This window comes from Rhizobium sp. BK312 (assembly GCF_014193605.1).
In the GTDB taxonomy this organism is placed as follows: domain Bacteria; phylum Pseudomonadota; class Alphaproteobacteria; order Rhizobiales; family Rhizobiaceae; genus Rhizobium.
The window spans coordinates 383297-402150 of record NZ_JACHZP010000002.1 but is presented as its reverse complement, the minus strand read 5'-3'; the positions used below and the strand labels follow the sequence as shown (position 1 = coordinate 402150).

At 58.4% G+C, this 18854-nt stretch carries 16 protein-coding genes; 7 read left to right on the top strand and 9 right to left on the bottom strand.

Annotation, left to right across the window (positions count from 1 at the left end; all coding sequences use genetic code 11):
* Positions 1–108: 108 nt before the first annotated feature.
* Positions 109–1005, top strand: coding sequence for a DMT family transporter (locus FHT85_RS06520; protein WP_112335814.1), 897 nt, complete (start codon positions 109–111; stop codon positions 1003–1005).
* Between the two features lie 98 nt (positions 1006–1103).
* On the opposite strand, the gene FHT85_RS06515 is transcribed toward FHT85_RS06520, so the two are convergent.
* The 7 genes from FHT85_RS06515 to FHT85_RS06485 all read right to left on the bottom strand — a co-directional run bounded on the left by FHT85_RS06515 (position 1104) and on the right by FHT85_RS06485 (position 9505).
* The gene (locus FHT85_RS06515) at positions 1104–3446 is read right to left on the bottom strand and encodes a polysaccharide biosynthesis tyrosine autokinase (protein ID WP_112410453.1); all 2343 of its coding nucleotides are present in this window, start codon (positions 3444–3446) and stop codon (positions 1104–1106) included.
* 83 nt (positions 3447–3529) lie between these two features.
* Positions 3530–4435 (bottom strand): UTP--glucose-1-phosphate uridylyltransferase GalU, encoded by a 906-nt coding sequence (galU, locus tag FHT85_RS06510; protein ID WP_015343418.1) that lies wholly within the window; start codon positions 4433–4435, stop codon positions 3530–3532.
* Between the two features lie 4 nt (positions 4436–4439).
* On the bottom strand, positions 4440–5462 hold the full coding sequence (locus FHT85_RS06505) for a glycosyltransferase family 2 protein (protein WP_112335815.1): 1023 nt from the start codon (positions 5460–5462) through the stop codon (positions 4440–4442).
* Positions 5459–6397, bottom strand: a complete 939-nt coding sequence (locus FHT85_RS06500; protein WP_112410374.1) for a glycosyltransferase — start codon at positions 6395–6397, stop codon at positions 5459–5461. The genes FHT85_RS06505 and FHT85_RS06500 overlap by 4 nt, the downstream gene beginning before the upstream one ends.
* The gene (locus FHT85_RS06495; protein ID WP_281412927.1) at positions 6394–7368 is read right to left on the bottom strand and encodes a glycosyltransferase family 2 protein; all 975 of its coding nucleotides are present in this window, start codon (positions 7366–7368) and stop codon (positions 6394–6396) included. Before FHT85_RS06495 ends, FHT85_RS06500 begins: the two co-directional genes overlap by 4 nt.
* A gap of 20 nt (positions 7369–7388) precedes the next feature.
* Positions 7389–8597: a glycosyl transferase family 1 gene (locus FHT85_RS06490; RefSeq protein WP_112410372.1), complete on the bottom strand. Its 1209-nt coding sequence runs from the start codon at positions 8595–8597 to the stop codon at positions 7389–7391.
* Positions 8598–8701: 104 nt separating this feature from the next.
* On the bottom strand, positions 8702–9505 hold the full coding sequence (locus FHT85_RS06485) for a glycoside hydrolase family 16 protein (RefSeq protein WP_112410371.1): 804 nt from the start codon (positions 9503–9505) through the stop codon (positions 8702–8704).
* Positions 9506–10379: 874 nt separating this feature from the next.
* Here FHT85_RS06485 and FHT85_RS06480 point away from each other — a divergent pair.
* A complete protein-coding gene (locus FHT85_RS06480) occupies positions 10380–11339 on the top strand; it encodes a glycosyltransferase family 2 protein (RefSeq protein WP_112399590.1) in 960 nt (319 codons plus the stop codon).
* Positions 11340–11425: 86 nt separating this feature from the next.
* On the top strand, positions 11426–12370 hold the full coding sequence (locus tag FHT85_RS06475; protein ID WP_112410370.1) for a polysaccharide pyruvyl transferase family protein: 945 nt from the start codon (positions 11426–11428) through the stop codon (positions 12368–12370).
* Between the two features lie 12 nt (positions 12371–12382).
* Here FHT85_RS06475 and FHT85_RS06470 read toward each other — a convergent pair whose 3' ends face one another.
* Together FHT85_RS06470 and FHT85_RS06465 are read right to left on the bottom strand one after the other, a co-directional pair.
* Positions 12383–13393: a glycosyltransferase family 2 protein gene (locus FHT85_RS06470; RefSeq protein WP_112410369.1), complete on the bottom strand. Its 1011-nt coding sequence runs from the start codon at positions 13391–13393 to the stop codon at positions 12383–12385.
* Positions 13394–13484: 91 nt separating this feature from the next.
* Positions 13485–13775, bottom strand: coding sequence for an exopolysaccharide production repressor protein (locus FHT85_RS06465; RefSeq protein ID WP_112410368.1), 291 nt, complete (start codon positions 13773–13775; stop codon positions 13485–13487).
* Positions 13776–14505: 730 nt separating this feature from the next.
* Here FHT85_RS06465 and FHT85_RS06460 point away from each other — a divergent pair.
* From FHT85_RS06460 to FHT85_RS06445, 4 genes are all read left to right on the top strand, one after another.
* On the top strand, positions 14506–15186 hold the full coding sequence (locus FHT85_RS06460) for a sugar transferase (protein ID WP_112410367.1): 681 nt from the start codon (positions 14506–14508) through the stop codon (positions 15184–15186).
* Positions 15187–15271: 85 nt separating this feature from the next.
* Positions 15272–16546, top strand: coding sequence for a polysaccharide biosynthesis/export family protein (locus FHT85_RS06455; RefSeq protein WP_112335825.1), 1275 nt, complete (start codon positions 15272–15274; stop codon positions 16544–16546).
* Between the two features lie 8 nt (positions 16547–16554).
* Positions 16555–17847, top strand: a complete 1293-nt coding sequence (locus tag FHT85_RS06450) for an O-antigen ligase family protein (protein WP_112410366.1) — start codon at positions 16555–16557, stop codon at positions 17845–17847.
* Complete coding sequence (locus FHT85_RS06445; protein ID WP_112410365.1) at positions 17844–18845, top strand: acyltransferase family protein; 1002 nt, start codon at positions 17844–17846, stop codon at positions 18843–18845. The genes FHT85_RS06450 and FHT85_RS06445 overlap by 4 nt, the downstream gene beginning before the upstream one ends.
* Positions 18846–18854 lie beyond the last annotated feature (9 nt).

Here is an 18854-nt window from a genome sequence, read left to right as displayed (position 1 = left end):
CGAAGGTAAGCCGGAAGTCTATGATTGGGTCAAGGAATAGCCTAATGTGAATCGAGGCGCCGGACCCGGCGTCTCCGGGGCCTTGCACATTCTCTTCCTTCGATAATCATGAAATCCAATAGTACCGGTTACATCTTCACGCTGTTGGCAATCAGCATATTCGCCATACAGGACGGCATTTCCAAGCACCTTGTCAGTGCCTACCCGCCGCTTCTGGTGGCGATGATCCGCTATTGGGCCTTTATGCTCTTCGCCGTCGCGATGGCCTCGCGCGCGCCAGGCGGATTGCGCCGCAACGCCCGGACCAAGCAGCCTATCCTGCAGATTGCCCGCGGCCTGCTGCTTGCCGCACAGATCGTCGTCGCAATCTCGTCCTTCGTGATCGTCGGCCTTGCCCATACGCAGGCGATCTTTTCATCCGGACCGTTGATGGTGGCCCTGCTCTCCATACCGATCCTCGGCGAGAAGGTCGGCTGGCGGCGGTGGCTGGCAATTTGCTTTGGCTTCGTCGGCGTGCTGCTGATCCTGAAGCCGGAGAGCGGTGTCTTCGATGCGCGCTTCCTGGTGCCGCTTTTCGGTGCGCTGCTATTTTCGCTCTATGTTGTGCTGACGCGTTATGTCAGCCGCGAGGATGGCGCGATGACCAGCTTTTTCTATACGGGTGTGGTGGGTGCCGTCGCCATGACCTGCATCGGGCCGTTCTTCTGGACGCCGCTTGCGCCGCATGACTGGGTCTTCATGGGCATTCTCTGCCTGACAGGCGTTTCGAGCCATTATTTCCTCATCCGCGCCTACGATATGCTCGACGCGGTGGTGATTCAGCCCCTGACCTATCTACAGCTCGTCTTCTCCGCCCTTATCGGCGTCACCATCTTCGGGGAAAAATTGAGCGCGCCCATGATTGTGGGCGCGCTCATCGTCGTTGCGGCAGGCATATTCACGATCTGGCGAGAACATACCCTGGCGAGAACCCGGCTCAGGGCCGGCAAGACACAGACGAGATAGAGCGGTTCGGTTTTTCACGGAATCTCCGAACCGCTCTATCTCTTTGCTGTCTCGCAATTCCGGACGGAAAACCGCTGCGCACTTTTCCCGGAGTTGCTCTAAGCGTCCACCTCGGCACGCGGCTGCGCCTCGGTGTAGTAGCTTACATATTTCTGCCGGTAACGCTCCGTTCCGCCGAAATCGCTGTAGCGCGGCAGTTCTGACATATCGGTCTTGTTGAGGATAACGCCCAGAATGCGCGAGTTGATCTGCGGCTCCTGTTCCAGGACATGGCGCACCAGATTGGTCGGGGTCGCACCCCATTCGGTCACCAGCAGGAAGGCATCCACCTGCGGCGCAAAAGCCTTCGCGTCGATGACGGGACCGAGCGGAGCAAGGTCGACGATGATATAGTCGAACATCTTGCGCGCATTCTCCATCAGATGCTGCATGCCCTGAGAGGATAGAAGCTCGCTGGTGTGCAGCAATTGATCGCGCACCACGACCGGCAGGATCGCAAGTTTAGTGCGCGGGTCAACCTTCACGGCATTCGTCCAAGGCACTTCGCCAAGCACGGCTTCGATCAGGCCGGCATGCGGCTGCGACTTCAGCGTCCGGCTGAGGCCCGGATTGCGCAAGTCGGCGTCGATCAACAGCGTACGTTTGCCGCTGCTGGCAAGCAACGCCGCGAAATTGGCTGCCGTCGTCGACTTGCCCTCACCGGGGAGTGCTGAGATGACGCCGATGACGCGGTCGGCGCGGCCCTGCAGCATCACGTCGCTTGCGAGTTTCGCGTTTCTCAGGGTCTCGGCAAAGATCGAGCGCGGCGCTTCGACGGATATGCGCATCATGCGCTCGAAAGCAACGCCGTTTTCCCCCTCTTCCGCCGTTGCCGGCTCCGGCCTTGCACCGACCCTGCGTAACTTCTTCTTGTTCTTGCCCTGCTGGCCGAGCAGAGGCAGATAGCCGAGGAACTTCAATCCGAGAGCAGCCCGCACATCGGCTTCGACGCGGAAGAAGCGATCGCGGAACTCCTGGAATGCCGCGACACCGCAGCCGACCATTAGTCCGAGAATGATCGACAGCGCCATGACGAGCGTCTTCTTCGGACTGGACGGCGCAGTCGGCACGCCGGCGAGTGATATGACGCGGGCCTTGGCGATGGGGAACGAGCGCTGTTGCGTCGCCTGCTCAAACCGGCCGAGATAGGATTCGTAAAGTGTCTTCAGCGCTGATGCCTTCTGGTTCAGCTCATTCAGGTGAACCAACGACTTGTTAGCCTCGGAATTCTTGCCGACGACCTTGTCGATGCTTTCGCGCAGCGATTCCGCCCGCGACTGTGCGACATCAAGCTCGTTCTTGTAGCTGGCAGTCAGCTGCTGAAGAACCTGATAGATCTGCCGGGTAATGTCCTTCCGCTCGGCCTTGAGCGCGACGGCTTGCGGGTGATCTGCGCCAAAATTCTGCGTGACATCCTGTTCGCGCTTTTCGACAGCGAGATAGCGTGTTTTCAAATCCTGCAGCACCGAGTTGTCGGTGGAGCTCGACGAGATGGTCGCGTTCTTGACGGCGTTGTCAGGGCCTTGGTCGACGATCGACTTATACTGATTGTAGCGGGCGGATGCGCTGGCCGTATCGGCTTGCGCGATGATCAACTGCTTGTTCAGGTCGGAAATCTGCTGTTCCGACATCAGCTCGCCGCCGGTCGAGGTCAGACCATTGTCGGCCTTGTATTTCTCGACTTCGAGCGAAGCCTCCTGCGCGCGCTGGCGCAGATCGTTCAGGCGTTCCTGCAACCAGACGGAGGCACGTTCCGTCGCGTCGAAATTGGCGTTCAGCTGGTCGGTAAGATAAGCGTCGGCATAGGCGCGCGTGATCTTGGCGGCGAGAAGCTTGTCCGTCGAGCTGAAGGAGACGGCAACGACCGAGCTTCGTGTGACGCGCTCGACCTTCAGATTGTCCTGAAGAACGGCAGCAACCTTCTGACGCTGGGCCTCGCGCTGCTGCTCAGGCGTCATCGGCGGCCGGCCGGGCGTGAAGACGCTGACGATCAGGCCGACGCCGGATTTGAGCAACGCCGCCGGAGACGCGGGCGGGTTGAGCAATGTGTTATTGTCCGCAAGGCCGGCAGTATCGACCACGCGCAGCGCCATCTCATTTGATTTGAGGATTTCGACCGCACTGGCAATCTCCATGTCCGCCTGCTGGCTGCTTGCTGCCGGCGGCTGATCCTCGGCATATTTCGTCATGCTTTCGTCGAGCAATATCTGCGTCATCGAGGTATAGCTCGCAGTGGCCGTCAACAAATAGACGACGGCCAGGATGACAAAGGCGGCCATGGCGAAAATGATGGTGCGGATGCGCCGGACCACGACGGCCATCAGCCGATCGAGATCGATAAAGCTATCCTGCGACTCCGCTTGCGGGAGAGCGCTGTGGAAAGTGAAGTTCTTCTGATGCATGGCGACCACCTTGTCGGAGAAGCCCGAATGAACAATTGCCATGGCCTGCGGCGTTCCCGGCCGCAGGCCACAATGTGACAGGCTTAAGCGGCGGTCATCTGCGCTTCGTGCGAGACGACCAGGTTGCGGATCGAGTCATAGACCAAACCGCCGATATCGGCGCGAGCGAGCGCGAAGGCAACGTTCGCTTCGATGAAGCCGTGCTTCGACCCGCAATCGAACGTACGCCCATTATAGACCTGGGCATGGAAGTATTGCGTCTCGGACAGGCGCAACATGCCGTCGGTCAGCTGGATCTCGTTACCGGCACCGCGCTCCTGGCGGGCCAGAATATCGAAGATTTCGGGCTGCAGAATATAACGGCCATTGAGGTAAAAGTTTGAAGGCGCCTCGGACGGATGAGGCTTCTCGACCATTTTGGTCACGGCGAAGCCATGGCGCACGGACTCGCCCTTGCCGATAATGCCGTATTTCGACGTCTCTTCCGGGGCGCATTCTTCGACGGCGACGATGTTACCGCCGGTCTCGTTATAGAGATCCATCAGGCCGGCCATGCAGCCACGCATACCGTAGCAGAGCATATCGGGCAAAAGCAGCGCAAAGGGCTCGTCGCCGATCAGGTCGCGAGCACACCAGACGGCGTGGCCGAGGCCAAGCGGCGCCTGCTGCCGGGTGAAGCTTACCGAGCCCGGACGCGGCAGAAGACGCTCCAACTCGCTGACCTGCTGGCTCTTGCCGGCCCGCTGCAGCGAGGAGATCAGCTCCGGCGTATCATCGAAATGATCTTCGATCGCCGACTTGTTGCGGCTGGTGACGAAGACGATGTGCTCGATACCGGCCTCGATGGCTTCATCAACGGCGTATTGAACGACGGGACGATCGACGATCGTCAGCATTTCCTTCGGCATCGCCTTGGTGGCGGGCAGGAAGCGCGTTCCGTTGCCGGCAACCGGGATCACTGCTTTTCTCACACGACGTTTGGGGTCCATGGCTCTATCCTTTGTTAGAGTGAGGGCCTGCGCCCATATTGGGCAGAGGGGAGGAAAGTTGAGAGGGCGTCGGCTGGCGGCTGCTCCGCAGCGACGCGGCCAACCGGCGAAAACGGGCAAAGACCGGCATGCTGAGATGACGTACGGCCCGCGGGTTGAGGCATGCGATCTTGAGCATCTCCTGCAGTTCGCGCTGCTTGATGCTGTCGACCAATTTAAGAAAGGCGATGACTTCCTTCAGATTGCGCGTGCGCCGCCGTTGTGCGGCAAGGGCAGCGGCGCCGAAGTGATGTTCGGCGAAGAACTTGGCGTCGGCAGCAAGCATGGCCTCGACATGGTCCTGCCGGAGAACACGCGAGATCGACCCATCGCGGATGTAGTAGAGATAACCGACGCTCGGCTCGACGACGCAGACGCCGCCGCGAGCGAGAGCCGAAGCGAGGAAAATATAATCCTCGCCGATCCGCAGGGTCTCCTCGAAGCGCAGGCGATGTTTCTCGATGAAGGCACGCTCGAAGACCGGCTTCATATAGCCGAAATTGTGCTCCGACTGGAAAATCATGTTCGAGGCGATGAACTTAGCCAACGTCAGTATCGGCATGCGCGCGAGCATCGGCTCGGGAAACATCGGCAGTATCGTGCCGACGTCCTCACGGATCACGTCGAGATTGTCGACCACGATCTGTGCCTCGGCTTTTTCCGCTCTGGCGATCAGGCGGGCCATCCGATCCGGACGTAGGGCATCATCGGAATCGAGCACGGCCACCCAGCGGCCCCGGGCCGCATCGAGCCCGGCATTGCGGGCAGCGCCCGGACCACCATTGCGGGCCATGGCAACGAGTCGTACACGCGGATCGGGATGGTTGCCGGCAATCTCACGCGTATTGTCCGTCGAGCAATCGTCGACCACGATCACTTCCATACTGACGGCACCTTGCGCCAGCGCGCTGTCGATGGCGCGCTCGAGCGTTTCCTCGGCGTTATAGGCAGCAATGACGAAGCTGACATCGGGGATGAAATCCGTCATTGCGGTGCCTTCTCCAGATTTCCGTATTGTTCGATTTCGCGGACTCCGAAGAGGCCACTGACCACGCCGGCATGCATGATGCCGCGCAGGCCATAGCGATGCCGCTTGATGGGCGATGCAAAGAGCAGCGCTGCGGTAACGAAGCAATAAGCGGATTTCGAGGCCGCCAGTGCAATCGCGCGCCAGCGCCCGAGGCCGCCTGCGGTCTCCAACAGCATGCGGCCATGGGTCTGGCCCATGCGATACCGGCGCTTCGAGAGCCAGGAGACGGTCGCCCTCCCTTCCGGGACGGGTTCGTAGACCAGCGCATCCGCCGCATAGGCGATCCTGCCGCCGGCCTTATGCATATGAGCGAAGAATTCGGTGTCCTCGCCGCCGCTGCGTCCGAGCGCGATATTGAAGCGCCGGCCAGCAAGCGAGGGTGCGCCGCGGCGCAGCAATACATTGCAGGTGTAACCGGTCAGGATTTCCCCGGCGACCCAGACAGGCAAAGTCGAATGAAAATCACCGCGCCGCATCCACCCCGGAGCTATATTCCCGTAGACGGCCTGAACGGGGCCAAGAACGGCGTCGGCGCCGGTCGTGTCGGCCATGATGAGCAATTCGCTCAGCCAGTCTTCCGAAGCGGTCTCGTCGTCATCAATGAAGGCGAGAAAATCGCCGCTTGCATGATCCAGGCAGGCATTGCGGGCAATCGAGATGTTCGATGCGGGGCAATGGACATAGACAATCTCGAACGGAACGGCCGAGCGCATGGCGTCTACGCGGTCCCGGGCACTCGGGGTCACATCGTTGTCGGCAACGATGATCCGGACGACGGCGCCTGTGGGGATACTCAGGACGGCAAGCGACAGCAGCGTCTGATCGAGTTCGGGCCGCCTATAGGTGCAGACCGCAATGTCGATCTTTATCGGGCGCCGATGAGCCTGTGTCATGACGCCACCCTGCGATTGCGGAAGCTCAGGACTTCCATCCAAAACCCCATCGACCAGGCGAAATGCATGACCATCGCGGAAACGGCCGCCAGCGGCCCATAGGGGTTCTTATGTCCGAGAGCGATCCAGAAGCCATAGGCGATGCAGGCGACGGCCCAGAGGCCGACCGGGATAACCGCGATCCAGTTGAGGACAGCAAGGAAAGCGCCGATGAAGATCGGCACGACCGCAAGCGGCAGCATCTGGCGCAGGCTCGGCATGCTGCGATGCTTGAGTATATTGCGCGCGCGGCCACGGCCATACCCCAGATATTGCCTGAAGAGCGTCGGAATGCTGGCGCGCGGAAAATAAGTCATCGCCGTCTTGTCGGTCAGCCAGATACGATACCCAGCCTTGTTCAGCCGATAATCCAGCTCCGCATCCTCGTTATGGCTGAAGCTTTCGTCATAGCCGCCAACGGCACGGAAGGCGGCAACGCGCATGAGCGCATGATGCCCATGCTCGGCCCAATGGCCCTTGGCGCCTTCTCGATGTTTGGAGCCGCCATTGCCGAGCTTGGAATTCTGGGCGACGGCCGTCGCCTTCTGGAAGGCACTGAAGCCCATGGTGCGCATGGCGACGACAACTGAATCGGCACCGGTCGCGCCAGCCTCCTGAACCAGTGTCTGGCAGTAATCATCCGGATAGTCGCCATGGGCGTCGATGCGGATGAAATACTCGTGATCGTCACCGAAAGTCTCGATGGCAAGATTGATCGCCGCGCTTTGCAGCCGCTTCGGATTGTCGAGCAGAAGAACGCGCGGATCTCTCTCGGCTATATGGCTCACGATCTCGCGCGTGCGATCGGTGCTGCCGCCATCAGCCACCACGATCTTCGCATCGAGTTCGTCGAGAGCCCGCCCGAGCTTGTCGATCAGCGGCTCGATATGCTTTTCCTCGTTGAGGCAAGGAACAACGATTACGCAACGCATATCCCCTGAACTTCCGGTCGTCATTGCAATCCACCTCTATTGCGATGCAGTTGTGGGAGGGCCTGTATCTCGGCCATCTGCTCATTGGCGCGCGTCAGCGATGCCAGCCGCTGCACCAGCAGCTGACAGTCGGCGCGATCCATCATCCATTGCTTATGCTCCTGGGATGCCACGGCCTCGAAAGCGGCGAGATAGCGCTTTACGTCCATCTCACCCAAAAGCGCCGTCAGATGTTCGGCATCTGCCCGGTCAAGCGTGAGCCCGATCTTTCGGCTGGCAAGAAATCTTGCCGTCTCCGTATCCTTGATCGAGATCGGCACGGCACCGTAAAGACCGCCTTCGTAGAGGCGGTTCGGCAGCAGCCAGCTGGAGTTCAATCCCTCTTCGAAAAAGTCGATCGCCCAGGAAAACTGGACCTCGCCGTAAATCGCAGCGAGATCCTCAGGGTTCTTGTAGGCGCCGGCAAAATGTATGAAGGGTGCATCGCGGACGGTGCGGTCGAAGTCGTCGAATTCGGAATAGGCCGGACGGCCGCGCAGAACGATCTCGAAACGGCCTTCCATCCGGCGCGAGAATTGGTCGAGCAGCGCCAAGGATTTGCGGCAGCGAAGAGCGCCGAACCAGCCAATCTTCCAAGGCTTGCCCGCAACCGGTGGCCTTGCGGCCGATGCGATGACGCGCGCCGCGGGCTCGAGCGCCAGCACCTTGTTTTCAAGCAGCATGACCGGGAGTTGCAGCCCGGAGCGCGGACGGAAATAGCGCTCGATGAAGGCGGGCGAACTGGTCACCAGCAATGATGCCTGCGAGCCGAAATGACGCTCGGCACTGCGAAGCGCACTGCCCACCACATCATCGCGCAACAGCAGCCTATGAATATCGAGACATTCGTAGACAATAGGCACATCGCCGCCGAAGACGGATTTGGCGCGGTTGGCGAGCACCAGCATTTCGAGATTGCGGCCGATGATGATGTCCGGTCTTGCGACGGAGCGCAGCGCGCTGCGCAGTCTCGCCGCCGATCTGGCCACTGCCGCGATCCGCTGTGCGAACTGGGCATCCCGCGTCTTGCCGAGTTCGATCGGCTCGACGCCGCTAATGGCAGCCAGCGCATTGTCATCGCGCCGGAAACCCGCAAGCGTTACGAGCGCCCCGCCAGCCTGCAGCATCAGCACCCGCCTGCGCACAGCCGGATCGGCAAGATCATGTACGAAGTACAGTATATGCAGCATCAAAATTTCCGCTTTTGCGCTCGGCCGAAGCCAGGCACTTGGTGTGGTTGGTGTTGCATGGTGGCGTTGCCACTGGCCGCGCGCGATGGTGCGGCCAGCCGTGTTCAATCGAGCTTGCAGGTGATCGATTCCGGAAAGAGGCACTTCTCTCCCGGAGCGGTGAAGGCGACGCGCCTGATCTCCATGGTCGCCGGCTCGCCGCTATAGGCGAACTTGCCCATCCAGCCACTGAGCGTATCGGTGCCCCAGAGGCTGAAGAAGATCTTCTGCGGGTTCGTCGGTATTTTTGAAGGATCGGTAACCTCCTGGACGAGCTTGCCGTTCACATAGTAGCGCAGGCGATCCTTTTCCCAGACAAAGGCATAATCGTTGAAACCCTTGTCGGCACCGCCTGGAACCGGCGCCAACTTTTCGTTGCCGCCCTTGGCGGAAATATACTGATTGACCTGAACCTGACCGGAATTCTTGCCGAGCACCTCGAAATCGATCTCGTCATGCGGCTTCTTGTCAGTCGGGCCTATATAGGTGAAGAAGGCAGAGTTCAGACCAGGCCCAGTAGCGGTGCGGTAGCGCGCTTCATAGGTGCCGTAGCCATAGCGTTTCGTCGTCTGGATTTCGCCGCAGGCATAATTACGTTCACCGATCTTGGACTGGACGAACTGCAGTTGCAGCGTTCCATCCTTGATGCCCACCTGCTTGCGCGACCAAGTGCAATTCTGATGTGGCCCGTTGTTCCAGCCGTCGGAAATATACCAACGACTGGTGTCCAGATGCTCGAAATTGTCGACGAAGGAACCGCCCGTCGGCTGATCATCCTGCGCGGATGCGGCCTGCGGCATCAGGAAGGCGCTCATGAGAGCGATTGAAACAAGACCAAGTCTGTACATGCAGTTTTTCGATGTCGTCATGGTATCACTCTTGCTTACGCAGGGCACACCTACAGGGAACAAAGTGTCGCGCAGCAATCCCCGCAAACAATCGAAAAAACCATAGGCGCGGTTGAACGGCCAGGTATGGGGCTCGAATGATATGGGGACAGAAACTGTGCCCGGGAGCAATATGCTACGCATGGGGTTTATCCGCGAAGACACGTTGGCAGTCACATTCACGATGTCTGTCACCTCTTCTTCGGGCTGCATCCCCCCTCGCAGCCATTTCCAACACAGCAGAACTCGCAAGGATAACCTAGGGCACTCTTCGGAAAGGGAATATGGCAGCGCAGCAAAAATGAGCAAAAAACGATATGTCGCCTCGCACAGAAAACATGGTTTTGTCCTGCGTAAAGGGGTGAAAAATCGATTTATATGCAAGAAAACGCAGTTACGAAAGGCACTTAGCCGCTCACCCGAGGTCTCGCTTTGCGCTCCGATCGAACGTTCCCGACCCTTCCATAATTTCCGCTGAAGGTGAAGATTTTTTGCAACGCAGCATGAATTGGCATGCAAAGCGTGACCAAAATGCGACAAAGCTTCAATCAGAATGAGAAAACCGATTCATATCGCTCTGCCAATGGCTGCATTAGCGTACGATCCTGACGCGCCATGTGTTATAATAGCTCATCGGCGGATAGCCTTGACCGCTGGCGCGCTGGGATGAAAGTTTCAGAAAATCTCGCCTCTCATCATTGCTCGACATCGATTGGACGCTACCTGTTGGCGTCACAACGACTTCCGCTATGGCTTATCTGCCGGAAAATTGCGGCGAATGTCGTTGGAAAAGCCAACAATCATGCCCTAAGACATGAACCGCAAGCCCTTGAACTAAAACCGTAAAGGCGGGAAAATGGCGTCTATCACGATTGTTATTCCGTTCTATCAGAAGCAAGCCGGCGTTCTGCAGCGCGCTTTGAAATCGATCTCCCGGCAGACATTTCAGGATTTCGATATCATCGTCGTCGACGATCAATCGCCGCTTTCGGCGGAAAGCGAGCTACAATCGCTGAGCAGCGAGGAAAGAAAACGTATCCGTGTCATCCGTCAGGCCAATGCCGGTCCTGGCGGGGCGCGCAATACCGGCCTTAACAGCGTGCCGGCCGAGAGCCGGTTTGTAGCCTTTTTGGACTCCGATGACGAATGGGCGCCCGAACATCTTAGCAATGCCTTCGGAACACTGACCCATTACAACGCCGACTGCTACTGGGACTCCATCGATGGGGGCAAGGAGTTCTATTACCATTTCAGCATCGCCGAGCTTGGGAAATCGACCGATACAGTGCGCTTGTCGGATAGGCCGGCCGTCGTCGAAATCCCCAATATCGCCAGTGTCATGCTGCAGGATTGGAGTTTCCTGCACATGTCCTGCATGGTGATCGGGCGGCCGCTTTTCGAAAAGATCCGCTTCGAGCCGTCCCTGCGACTGGCGGCAGAGGACGTTCTGTTTTTCTGCGACTGCGTTCTCGCCGCCAAGCGGGTTCTGCTTTGCGAGAATGCCGGAGCGCTGCGCGGCGAAGGCGTGAACATATTTCACAGCATCGACAATGATTCCCCGCAATTCCTGCGCCAGCAATTCAACACATGGACGGCGCTCAACACGCTGGAGCAGAGATTTTCGCGCCGGCCGCAGGATGTCGAATCCATCCGTCTCTATAAGAACCGCGCCCGCCAGCAGGCGCTTTGGAGCCAGGCGCGGCAGGTGCGGCGGCGGCGCCTGCCGCAATTTGGATTGCTGGCAAAATGGGCCTTGCGCGATCCTGGAATTTTACAAAGCGCCATGCAGCTTGCCGTGGGCAAACTAGCGCCCTAGATTTTGCGGTGCAGCATGGGCTGCACATGCCGCATCGAAGAGCCACGGCATGACCCGCTATAGTCTGGATCAGCAAGGAGTCCTGCATGAAGCCGTTCCACTGGGAATCCACCCATGGCAATTTCGGTGACGATCTCAATCTCTGGCTCTGGGATTTCCTACTTCCCGGCCTTCGCGATGTTCGAGAGGAAACATTGCTGGTCGGCGTCGGAACCGTCCTCAACACGGAGATCCTGCCTGACAAGGGGCACAAGCTCGTTATCGGCAGTGGTTTCGGCTACGGTTCTCTTCCGGACATGCGCGATACCTCGCAATGGGATGTCCGCAGCGTGCGTGGGCCGTTGACGGCGCAAAAGGCTGGTCTGCCCACCGAAATGGGCATCGTCGATCCTGCCGTGCTGGTGACGGAAATGCCGGAATTCCAGGCCATTTCGAAAAACGGCAAGCGCACCTTCATTCCGCATTGGGAATCGGCTGCCGCAGGCCTCTGGCCTGAAATCTGCAAGACCGTCGGTCTTTCCTATCTCGATCCGCGCGGCGAGGCGAAGGCCGTCATCCGCGAGATTGCCGCCTCCGAGTTGATCGTGGCGGAATCGATGCATGGCGCCATCCTCGCCGATGCCTTCCGTGTTCCGTGGATTGCGGTCAGCTCCTCGCGTTCCATCAACAGTTTCAAATGGAACGACTGGGCTCTCTCACTCGGCGTCACCTACCAGCCGAAGCACATCCCCGTTTCCACCCGCGCCGAGGCGATCGCCAAAGGGGCCAAATTCTGGGGTGTCGGCTTCGAGCGCAACAAGGAAGCGGCAGCCGAGCTCGAAAAGCAACGCTATGGGGAAAACGTCATGCTTGCCGATCCCGAGCAGACCACGCTGCGCGTCATGGCAAAGCAGGCGCTGGCCGTACCTTCCGCTCTGGCTCTGTGGCAGGCGAGCAAGGCAAAGCCGCAGCTGAGCAAGGATAGCGCGCTGGCAGCCTGTAAGGAGCGCCTCCTGAACGTAATCGAAGGCGTGCGCCGCGATTATCTCTAAGCCGCAATACCGCTATTCCGGAGCGGCCTGCAGCAGATAGCGCAGGCCGTTTGCGCCGGGATGGGCAATGGTGGTGGTGCTCCGCTTGCGGAAACGCTCCGTCTTATCCGCCAGAATGCCGCCGGCAATAGCGGGGACGGCGAAGGGGTGCGACAGCGCATAGGCGGCCGCCGACAAAAGCCCGGACTGTGCTTTGATATCGAGGAAATGCCGCAACTCGTAACGATCGCGAATATGCTGTTCGTGACGACGGATCACGGCTGCGTCCGCTGAAGAAAGCCCGCCCTTGGCAAGAATGGTCCGGTCAGCCTCGTAAAGGCGGCGCAAATCCTCGGTCCTGTGCCGGCCGCTCAGGGAATCGCTGCGCACGACCGCGCCATAACCGCAGCTATGAATGATCTTATAGCGGGCCTGGTGAGCCAGCGCACGGACATACAGATCGTAGTCTTCGCCGAGACGCAGCGCCTCGTTGTAGCGCAGACCATGAGCATCCAGAAAGGAGCGCCGCATCAAGGGCTTCAGAAAGCCGATCTCGCCGCGACGCACGCCGCGCTTGGAAATATTGCCCTCGACGAAAGCAGCAAGATCGAGAAAACGCGGTTTCGCGTCGAAATGATCGAGCCTTGCATGCGCATCAGGCACGGTATCGGCACTGACGAAAGCGATGTTGTCGGCAACGAAATCCCAGTCGTCAGCGGCAAGCAGCGCTGCGAAACGACCTGGAAAGAAAAAATCATCGGCATCGAGGATACCGATCAACGGCGCCTTGGATATCTCGATCGCGTGATTGCGTGCTGCGGCAGGGCCGCGGTTCTTTTCGAATTCCCGGATAATCAGTCGGCCGCTGCCGTCATTGGCTTTGGCGGCGGCGATAGCCGTTCCATCCGTCGAACCGTCATCGATGACGACGACTTCGGCGACCTCGACCTCCCGAAGAGCTGAGGCAACGGCAAGCCCAATGGTTTCGCTGGCATTCTTCGCGGCAATGATTACGCAGACGCTTTTTTCTGCAGGGTCGGTCACATCGGCCTCCAAGGGTTCAGACGGAGACTTAGGACATGGCTACGATCCGGCAACCGCCGAGCTTCAAAAGATCTGATCGTTTCCCCGAAGTTCAGGGGTTGAAGGGCTCGGACCGCTTTAAACTGGATGCGGACAGACCGGCGACCTTGCTGTCTTCCTGTATCGATGCCGGGCCCTTATTTTCGTTCAACAGGGCCTCATGCGCTTTGCGCTCTTTCCAAACGAGGTAAAGCACGCCCAGGAAATAACCTATCTGCAGAAGGACGGCACAGATAGCCGTTTCGATCAGCGCGGTCGAAAGCGAGTTCGTCAGGAAATATGTTGCGATGGCAAATACGATCAGCGTGCCTAGCATGCTGATGAAAACGCGGGGCGCGTACATAATCTTACCCCGCCCGTTCGGACGTTAAATAAAAAGCGATCAAGGTCTTTCCTCCCTTATCAGACCTAAGTCTTAAATATATTTTATGATTCATTGAGATTCAACCAAGTTACCAAGATCCGTTGCGATTTGAGACGATCCTAGCGCCAAGCCTGTTAAAACTACGCATCGATTATAATTACAATTGAATTTGTTCATCTTTCTCATTGCAATTAAATGGCGGCATATCGAAATAATACAATCTGAAAGAAGCATCCGGGCCATCCAACCGATAGGGTGCTCTCGTCCATTCAATCAACTTTTATTACAAAGTCCTGAGGAATCTGCTTTCAGTATGTGCGCTGCAAAATATTGCTGCACTGCAATATATCCACAGAAGAAAACTGGATGACCTGAAGCTGAAAGGAAACCGAGCAGAGGCTAGCGAAGCTAATGATAATGAACAGCTTAGCGTTTCATGCCTATAATATCCTTAGAAAGGGTCGGCTAAGAGACGACAGAGCTGTCAAGAGCGTCATTATACACAAGATGATACAGTACAATTTATCTACTACTGCTCACTGAACTAAACCAAGTCACCATTGGTGCGGTAAATTTATACCACCATGCCATATCGCTACAAAAATTTGGCTTAAAAAGTCTCAATCCCAACCTACACTCCGGCCATCGCGGCTCTAGTTACGCGTCCGAGAATTTCCGACCAATCGTCAACATGAATGGAGTTTTCTCTATGAAATCTGCGACGAGATCGGCCACATCGGCTTTTTTCAGCGCTGCGGAAAGCGACGTCTTTCCGCCCACTGGTGGAGTATTGAAACGCATTTTTGACGTTTCTACCGCTCTGACCGCCTTGGTTCTCATCAGCCCGCTCTTTCTGCTGCTGATGCTGCTGGTAAAACTTTCAGACCCCGGTCCCGTCTTCTACGGCCACCGCCGTATCGGCCATAATGGCAAGACCTTCCGTTGCCTGAAGTTTCGCACCATGGTCGTCAATGGTGACAAGGTGCTGCATGCTTACCTTCAGGCCAATCCGAAAGCGTTGGAGGAGTGGCGTGCAACGCGCAAGCTGCAGAATGATCCTCGCGTCACCACAGTTGGCTCTGTCCTGCGCAAGCTCAGCCTTGACGAGCTGCCGCAGTTGATCAACATCATCCGCGGCGAGATGAGCGTCGTCGGGCCACGCCCGGTGGTGGAAGACGAGCTCGAGCGCTACGAGACCGCGGCGATCTATTATCTGCAGTCCCGTCCGGGCTTGACCGGTCTTTGGCAGGTGAGCGGCCGAAACGACGTTTCCTACGAAAGCCGCGTCGCCTTCGACACGCATTATGTGAAGAACTGGTCGCTCAGCAGCGACATGGTGATCATCGCCAAAACCATTCCTGCAGTCTGCCTTTCACGCGGCAGCTATTGATGATGACTGGCAGATACCGCGGGATGCGTCCTGCGGTTTTCCCGCGTCCTGCGGGATTGCCTACCGGTAACAGGGAAGATCCTGCATGATTGAATTCCGGCCTTCGACGAGGCTTCTACGTGTCAATTCATCGCTGCGCTGCGCAGCTATCATTGCTCTCAGCCTTGGCGCAGCTGCCGCTCCGGCGCTAGCCGAAAACCTTGCCGGATATCATCTAGGCGTCATGGACAAGCTGCATGTGCGCGTTGCCGAGTGGCAGACGGCCGAAGGCACCATTCGCGACTGGTCGATGGTTTCGGGCGACTACACCGTCGGCCCTTCGGGCTCGATCTCGGTTCCCTTCATCGGGGATATGCCGGCCGTCGGCAAGACGACGGATCAGATCGCCGAGGCTATCGGTCTCGGCCTGCAGAAGCAATTCGGCCTGCGTGATCGTCCTTCGGCTTCGGTCGAAATGTCACAGTTCCGCCCGATCTACCTTTCCGGAGAGGTCCAGAATCCCGGTGAATATCCGTTCGCGCCCAACCTGACCGTGCTCAAGGCTATAAGCCTCGGCGGCGGGATGCGCCGAGCCGATGCCGGACAGCGTTTTGCGCGCGATTTCATCAATGCCAAGGGTGACGCGGTCGTCTATATGGCGGAGCGTAGCCGCCTGTTGATGCGCAAAGCGCGCCTGATGGCCGAATTGGCCGGCAAGGACGATATCGACGTCCCCACCGAGCTCAAGCAGCTGCCGCACATGGCGGATCTGCTCGCGAGCGAGAAGGCACTGATGGATACGCGTGCCAAGCGCATGACGACGCAGCTGCAGTCCCTGGAAGATCTGAAGACGCTTCTGCAAAACGAAGTCGAGGCGCTTTCGAAGAAGAACGACACGCAGAGCCGTCAGCTTGATCTGGCCAAGGCCGACCGCGACAAGGTCGAAAGTCTGGCCGAGCGCGGGCTGGAGCTTGCCTCCCGCCGAATCTCCGCCGAACAGCGCGCCTCCGATCTGGAAGCTACTCTCCTCGATACGGAAACCGCCGCGCTGAAAGCCAAGCAGGATATCAACAAGGCCAATCAGGACGAGATTACCTTGCGCAACGACTGGCAGAGTTCGCTGGCCCGGGACATGCAGGATACCGACACGCAGCTGGAAACGCTGCAGCTCAAACTGTCGACCAGCCAGTCCCTCATGCAGGAAGCCGTCGCTCAATCGGCCGATGCCGGCAATCTCGACCCAAGCGGCCCCGGGGTGAGCATCTCCTACACCATCATTCGTGACGACAACGGGCAATCTAAGGAAATACAGGCCCAGGAAAACACGCAGGTATTGCCCGGCGATCTGATCAAGATCAGCACCGGGCTTGCCATTCGATAGGAAAATCGATGCGGATAGCCAAATCGATCTTTATCCGTCCGGGCAGCAACGCCACCTACGGCACGGTGGCGGTTACCCTGTCCTTCTTCGTTTTTGCCTACTCCTCCCGCTTCGGTCAGCCCTCGATCCTGCTCTACTACGCGCTGTGGTTTCCGCTTGTCATGATGGACTACCGGAACGTACTTGGCAGCTATCACAGGCAGCTCTGGCTTTTTGCCTTCGGTTTCTTCACCTTTCTGTCGATCTTCTGGTCGGTCGTCCCCCCGACGACGGCACGGGCATCCATCCAGTATATGACGCATATCTTCTGCGCCCTGGTCGCCATGCGCACGCTCGATATCCGCACGCTGACACGCGGCGCGATCGTCGGCACCGGCATCGTGCTGCTCTATTCCATGTTGTTCGGCTACTATGCCTATGATCCCATAGACGGAACTTACAGTTTCGTCGGCGCCTTCGATTCCAAGAACCAGCTCGGCTTCTATGCTTCGCTCGGCATCTATTTCGCCTTTGCTGCCGTCTTTGTTCTGGGCGAGCGGCGGATCTGGATGATCGGTGCTGGAATTGCCGGCCTGTTATCGGCCTATTGCCTGCATGCCTCGGCATCGGCAACATCGGTTCTGACGACGATGTTGGTCGTGCTCTTGTGCGTGAGCCTGCGTATTATCCTATATCTGTCGCCCAAACAGCGGAAAAGGCTGTTTGTGACGGTAGCCGTGGTCGGGGTCATCCTTGCGGTCGCGGGCGTCTACCTCGGTGCGGTCGATCTCGTCCTCGGCGCCTTCGGCAAGGATTCCACGCTCACCGGGCGCACTTATCTCTGGCAACAGGGCATCGCGACTGCGCAGCAGAATCTCCTCTTCGGCGTCGGCTACCAGGCGTACTGGGTACAGGGCTTTTCTGAGCCCGAGCGGCTGTGGGAGGAATTTTACATTGCCTCGCGCGCGGGCTTCCATTTCCACAACACCTATATCGAGACGATGGTCGAGACCGGGCTCATTGGTGTGTGCCTGCTCGCCTCCATCCTGCTGACGGCTGTGATCGGCCATATCAGCCGCTTTCTGAGCGATGTCAGAAACGACGAATCCTATCTGCTTCTGGGAATTGCGACGCTTTTGCTGATCCGGTCTTTCGTGGAGATCGATATTCTAAATCCGTACCATGTCGGTTCCTTCCTGTTTTATTTCACGGCAGGAAAGCTTTCCATGCGAACACGTATGCCTGCGAAGGCGCCCCCGCACATGGGCGAGCAGATGCCATTCGCGCCGCCGGTCAATTGGGAGCCGCGAACGGGCCAATGAAGACGCTTTACGGCATCCAATATCTGCGTGCTCTTGCTGCTCTTGCGGTCGTGTTGTTTCATGCCGCCGAGCGCAGCGGCGGCCATTTCCGCATCGGCGCCGCCGGCGTCGACGTCTTCTTCGTCATCAGCGGCTTCATCATGTGGACCATGAGCGAGCGCCGTCCCGTGACGCCGCTGCGTTTCGTGCTCGACCGGCTGCAGCGCATCGCGCCATCCTACTGGATCGTGACCATCATCATGATTGCCGGCGCCGTGGTGGGACTGTTTCCGAACATGAAGCTGACGGCGAGCCATATATTCGGTTCGCTGTTGTTCATTCCCGTCAGGTCGCCCAGCAGCGGCGAGATATGGCCTGTGCTGGTGCAGGGATGGACGCTGAATTTCGAGATGTTCTTCTATGTGATCTTCGCGGCCTGCCTGCTCCTGCCGCAGCGCCTGCGGCTCGGCAGCTTGATCGGCATCTTTGCTGCTTTCGTCGCGATCGGCGCTCTCATCCATCCGCAATCGCCGATGCTTGCCACCTATGTCAGACCGATTATTCTGGAATTCGTGGCAGGCGCAGTGCTTGCCCGGTTCTGGTTGAAAGGACATGTTCCAGGCATTGGCGTTGGCCTCGCGCTGGTGATCGTATCGATCGCCGGTTTTGCCGCCATCGAGCTGCTTGGCCTCGACTTCAACGAGATGACGTGCGGTCCGCTTGCGGTCGCGCTGGTCCTCGGCACGGTCTCCATTGAGCGCAGCGGCAAGCTGCCATCCGTCCCTCCCCTTACCTATCTCGGCAACGCGTCCTATTCGATCTATCTCTGGCATACGCTCGCGATCTCGGTGATCGTCAAGCTGCTGTCGTCGCTACAGATACCGTCAGACGCCGTTACCTTCGTCAGCGTCATCTCCGGCACGCTCCTCGGCGTTGTCGCCTATGAAGCCGTCGAAAAGCCGTTGCGCAATCTGCTGAAGGGCCTGAGCTGGCGGAGGTCCCGGCCCTCGCCGGCCTGAGACTTGACG

Excerpts from the sequence above, each read along its gene's own strand:
- FHT85_RS06520 (WP_112335814.1), top strand. The coding sequence starts at position 109 with ATGAAATCCAATAGTACCGGTTACATCTTCACGCTGTTGGCAATCAGC.
- FHT85_RS06515 (WP_112410453.1), bottom strand. The coding sequence starts at position 3,446 with ATGCATCAGAAGAACTTCACTTTCCACAGCGCTCTCCCGCAAGCGGAG.
- galU (WP_015343418.1), bottom strand. The coding sequence starts at position 4,435 with ATGGACCCCAAACGTCGTGTGAGAAAAGCAGTGATCCCGGTTGCCGGC.
- FHT85_RS06505 (WP_112335815.1), bottom strand. The coding sequence starts at position 5,462 with ATGACGGATTTCATCCCCGATGTCAGCTTCGTCATTGCTGCCTATAAC.
- FHT85_RS06500 (WP_112410374.1), bottom strand. The coding sequence starts at position 6,397 with ATGACACAGGCTCATCGGCGCCCGATAAAGATCGACATTGCGGTCTGC.
- FHT85_RS06495 (WP_281412927.1), bottom strand. The coding sequence starts at position 7,368 with ATGCGTTGCGTAATCGTTGTTCCTTGCCTCAACGAGGAAAAGCATATC.
- FHT85_RS06490 (WP_112410372.1), bottom strand. The coding sequence starts at position 8,597 with ATGCTGCATATACTGTACTTCGTACATGATCTTGCCGATCCGGCTGTG.
- FHT85_RS06485 (WP_112410371.1), bottom strand. The coding sequence starts at position 9,505 with ATGACGACATCGAAAAACTGCATGTACAGACTTGGTCTTGTTTCAATC.
- FHT85_RS06480 (WP_112399590.1), top strand. The coding sequence starts at position 10,380 with ATGGCGTCTATCACGATTGTTATTCCGTTCTATCAGAAGCAAGCCGGC.
- FHT85_RS06475 (WP_112410370.1), top strand. The coding sequence starts at position 11,426 with ATGAAGCCGTTCCACTGGGAATCCACCCATGGCAATTTCGGTGACGAT.
- FHT85_RS06465 (WP_112410368.1), bottom strand. The coding sequence starts at position 13,775 with ATGTACGCGCCCCGCGTTTTCATCAGCATGCTAGGCACGCTGATCGTA.
- FHT85_RS06460 (WP_112410367.1), top strand. The coding sequence starts at position 14,506 with ATGAAATCTGCGACGAGATCGGCCACATCGGCTTTTTTCAGCGCTGCG.
- FHT85_RS06455 (WP_112335825.1), top strand. The coding sequence starts at position 15,272 with ATGATTGAATTCCGGCCTTCGACGAGGCTTCTACGTGTCAATTCATCG.
- FHT85_RS06450 (WP_112410366.1), top strand. The coding sequence starts at position 16,555 with ATGCGGATAGCCAAATCGATCTTTATCCGTCCGGGCAGCAACGCCACC.
- FHT85_RS06445 (WP_112410365.1), top strand. The coding sequence starts at position 17,844 with ATGAAGACGCTTTACGGCATCCAATATCTGCGTGCTCTTGCTGCTCTT.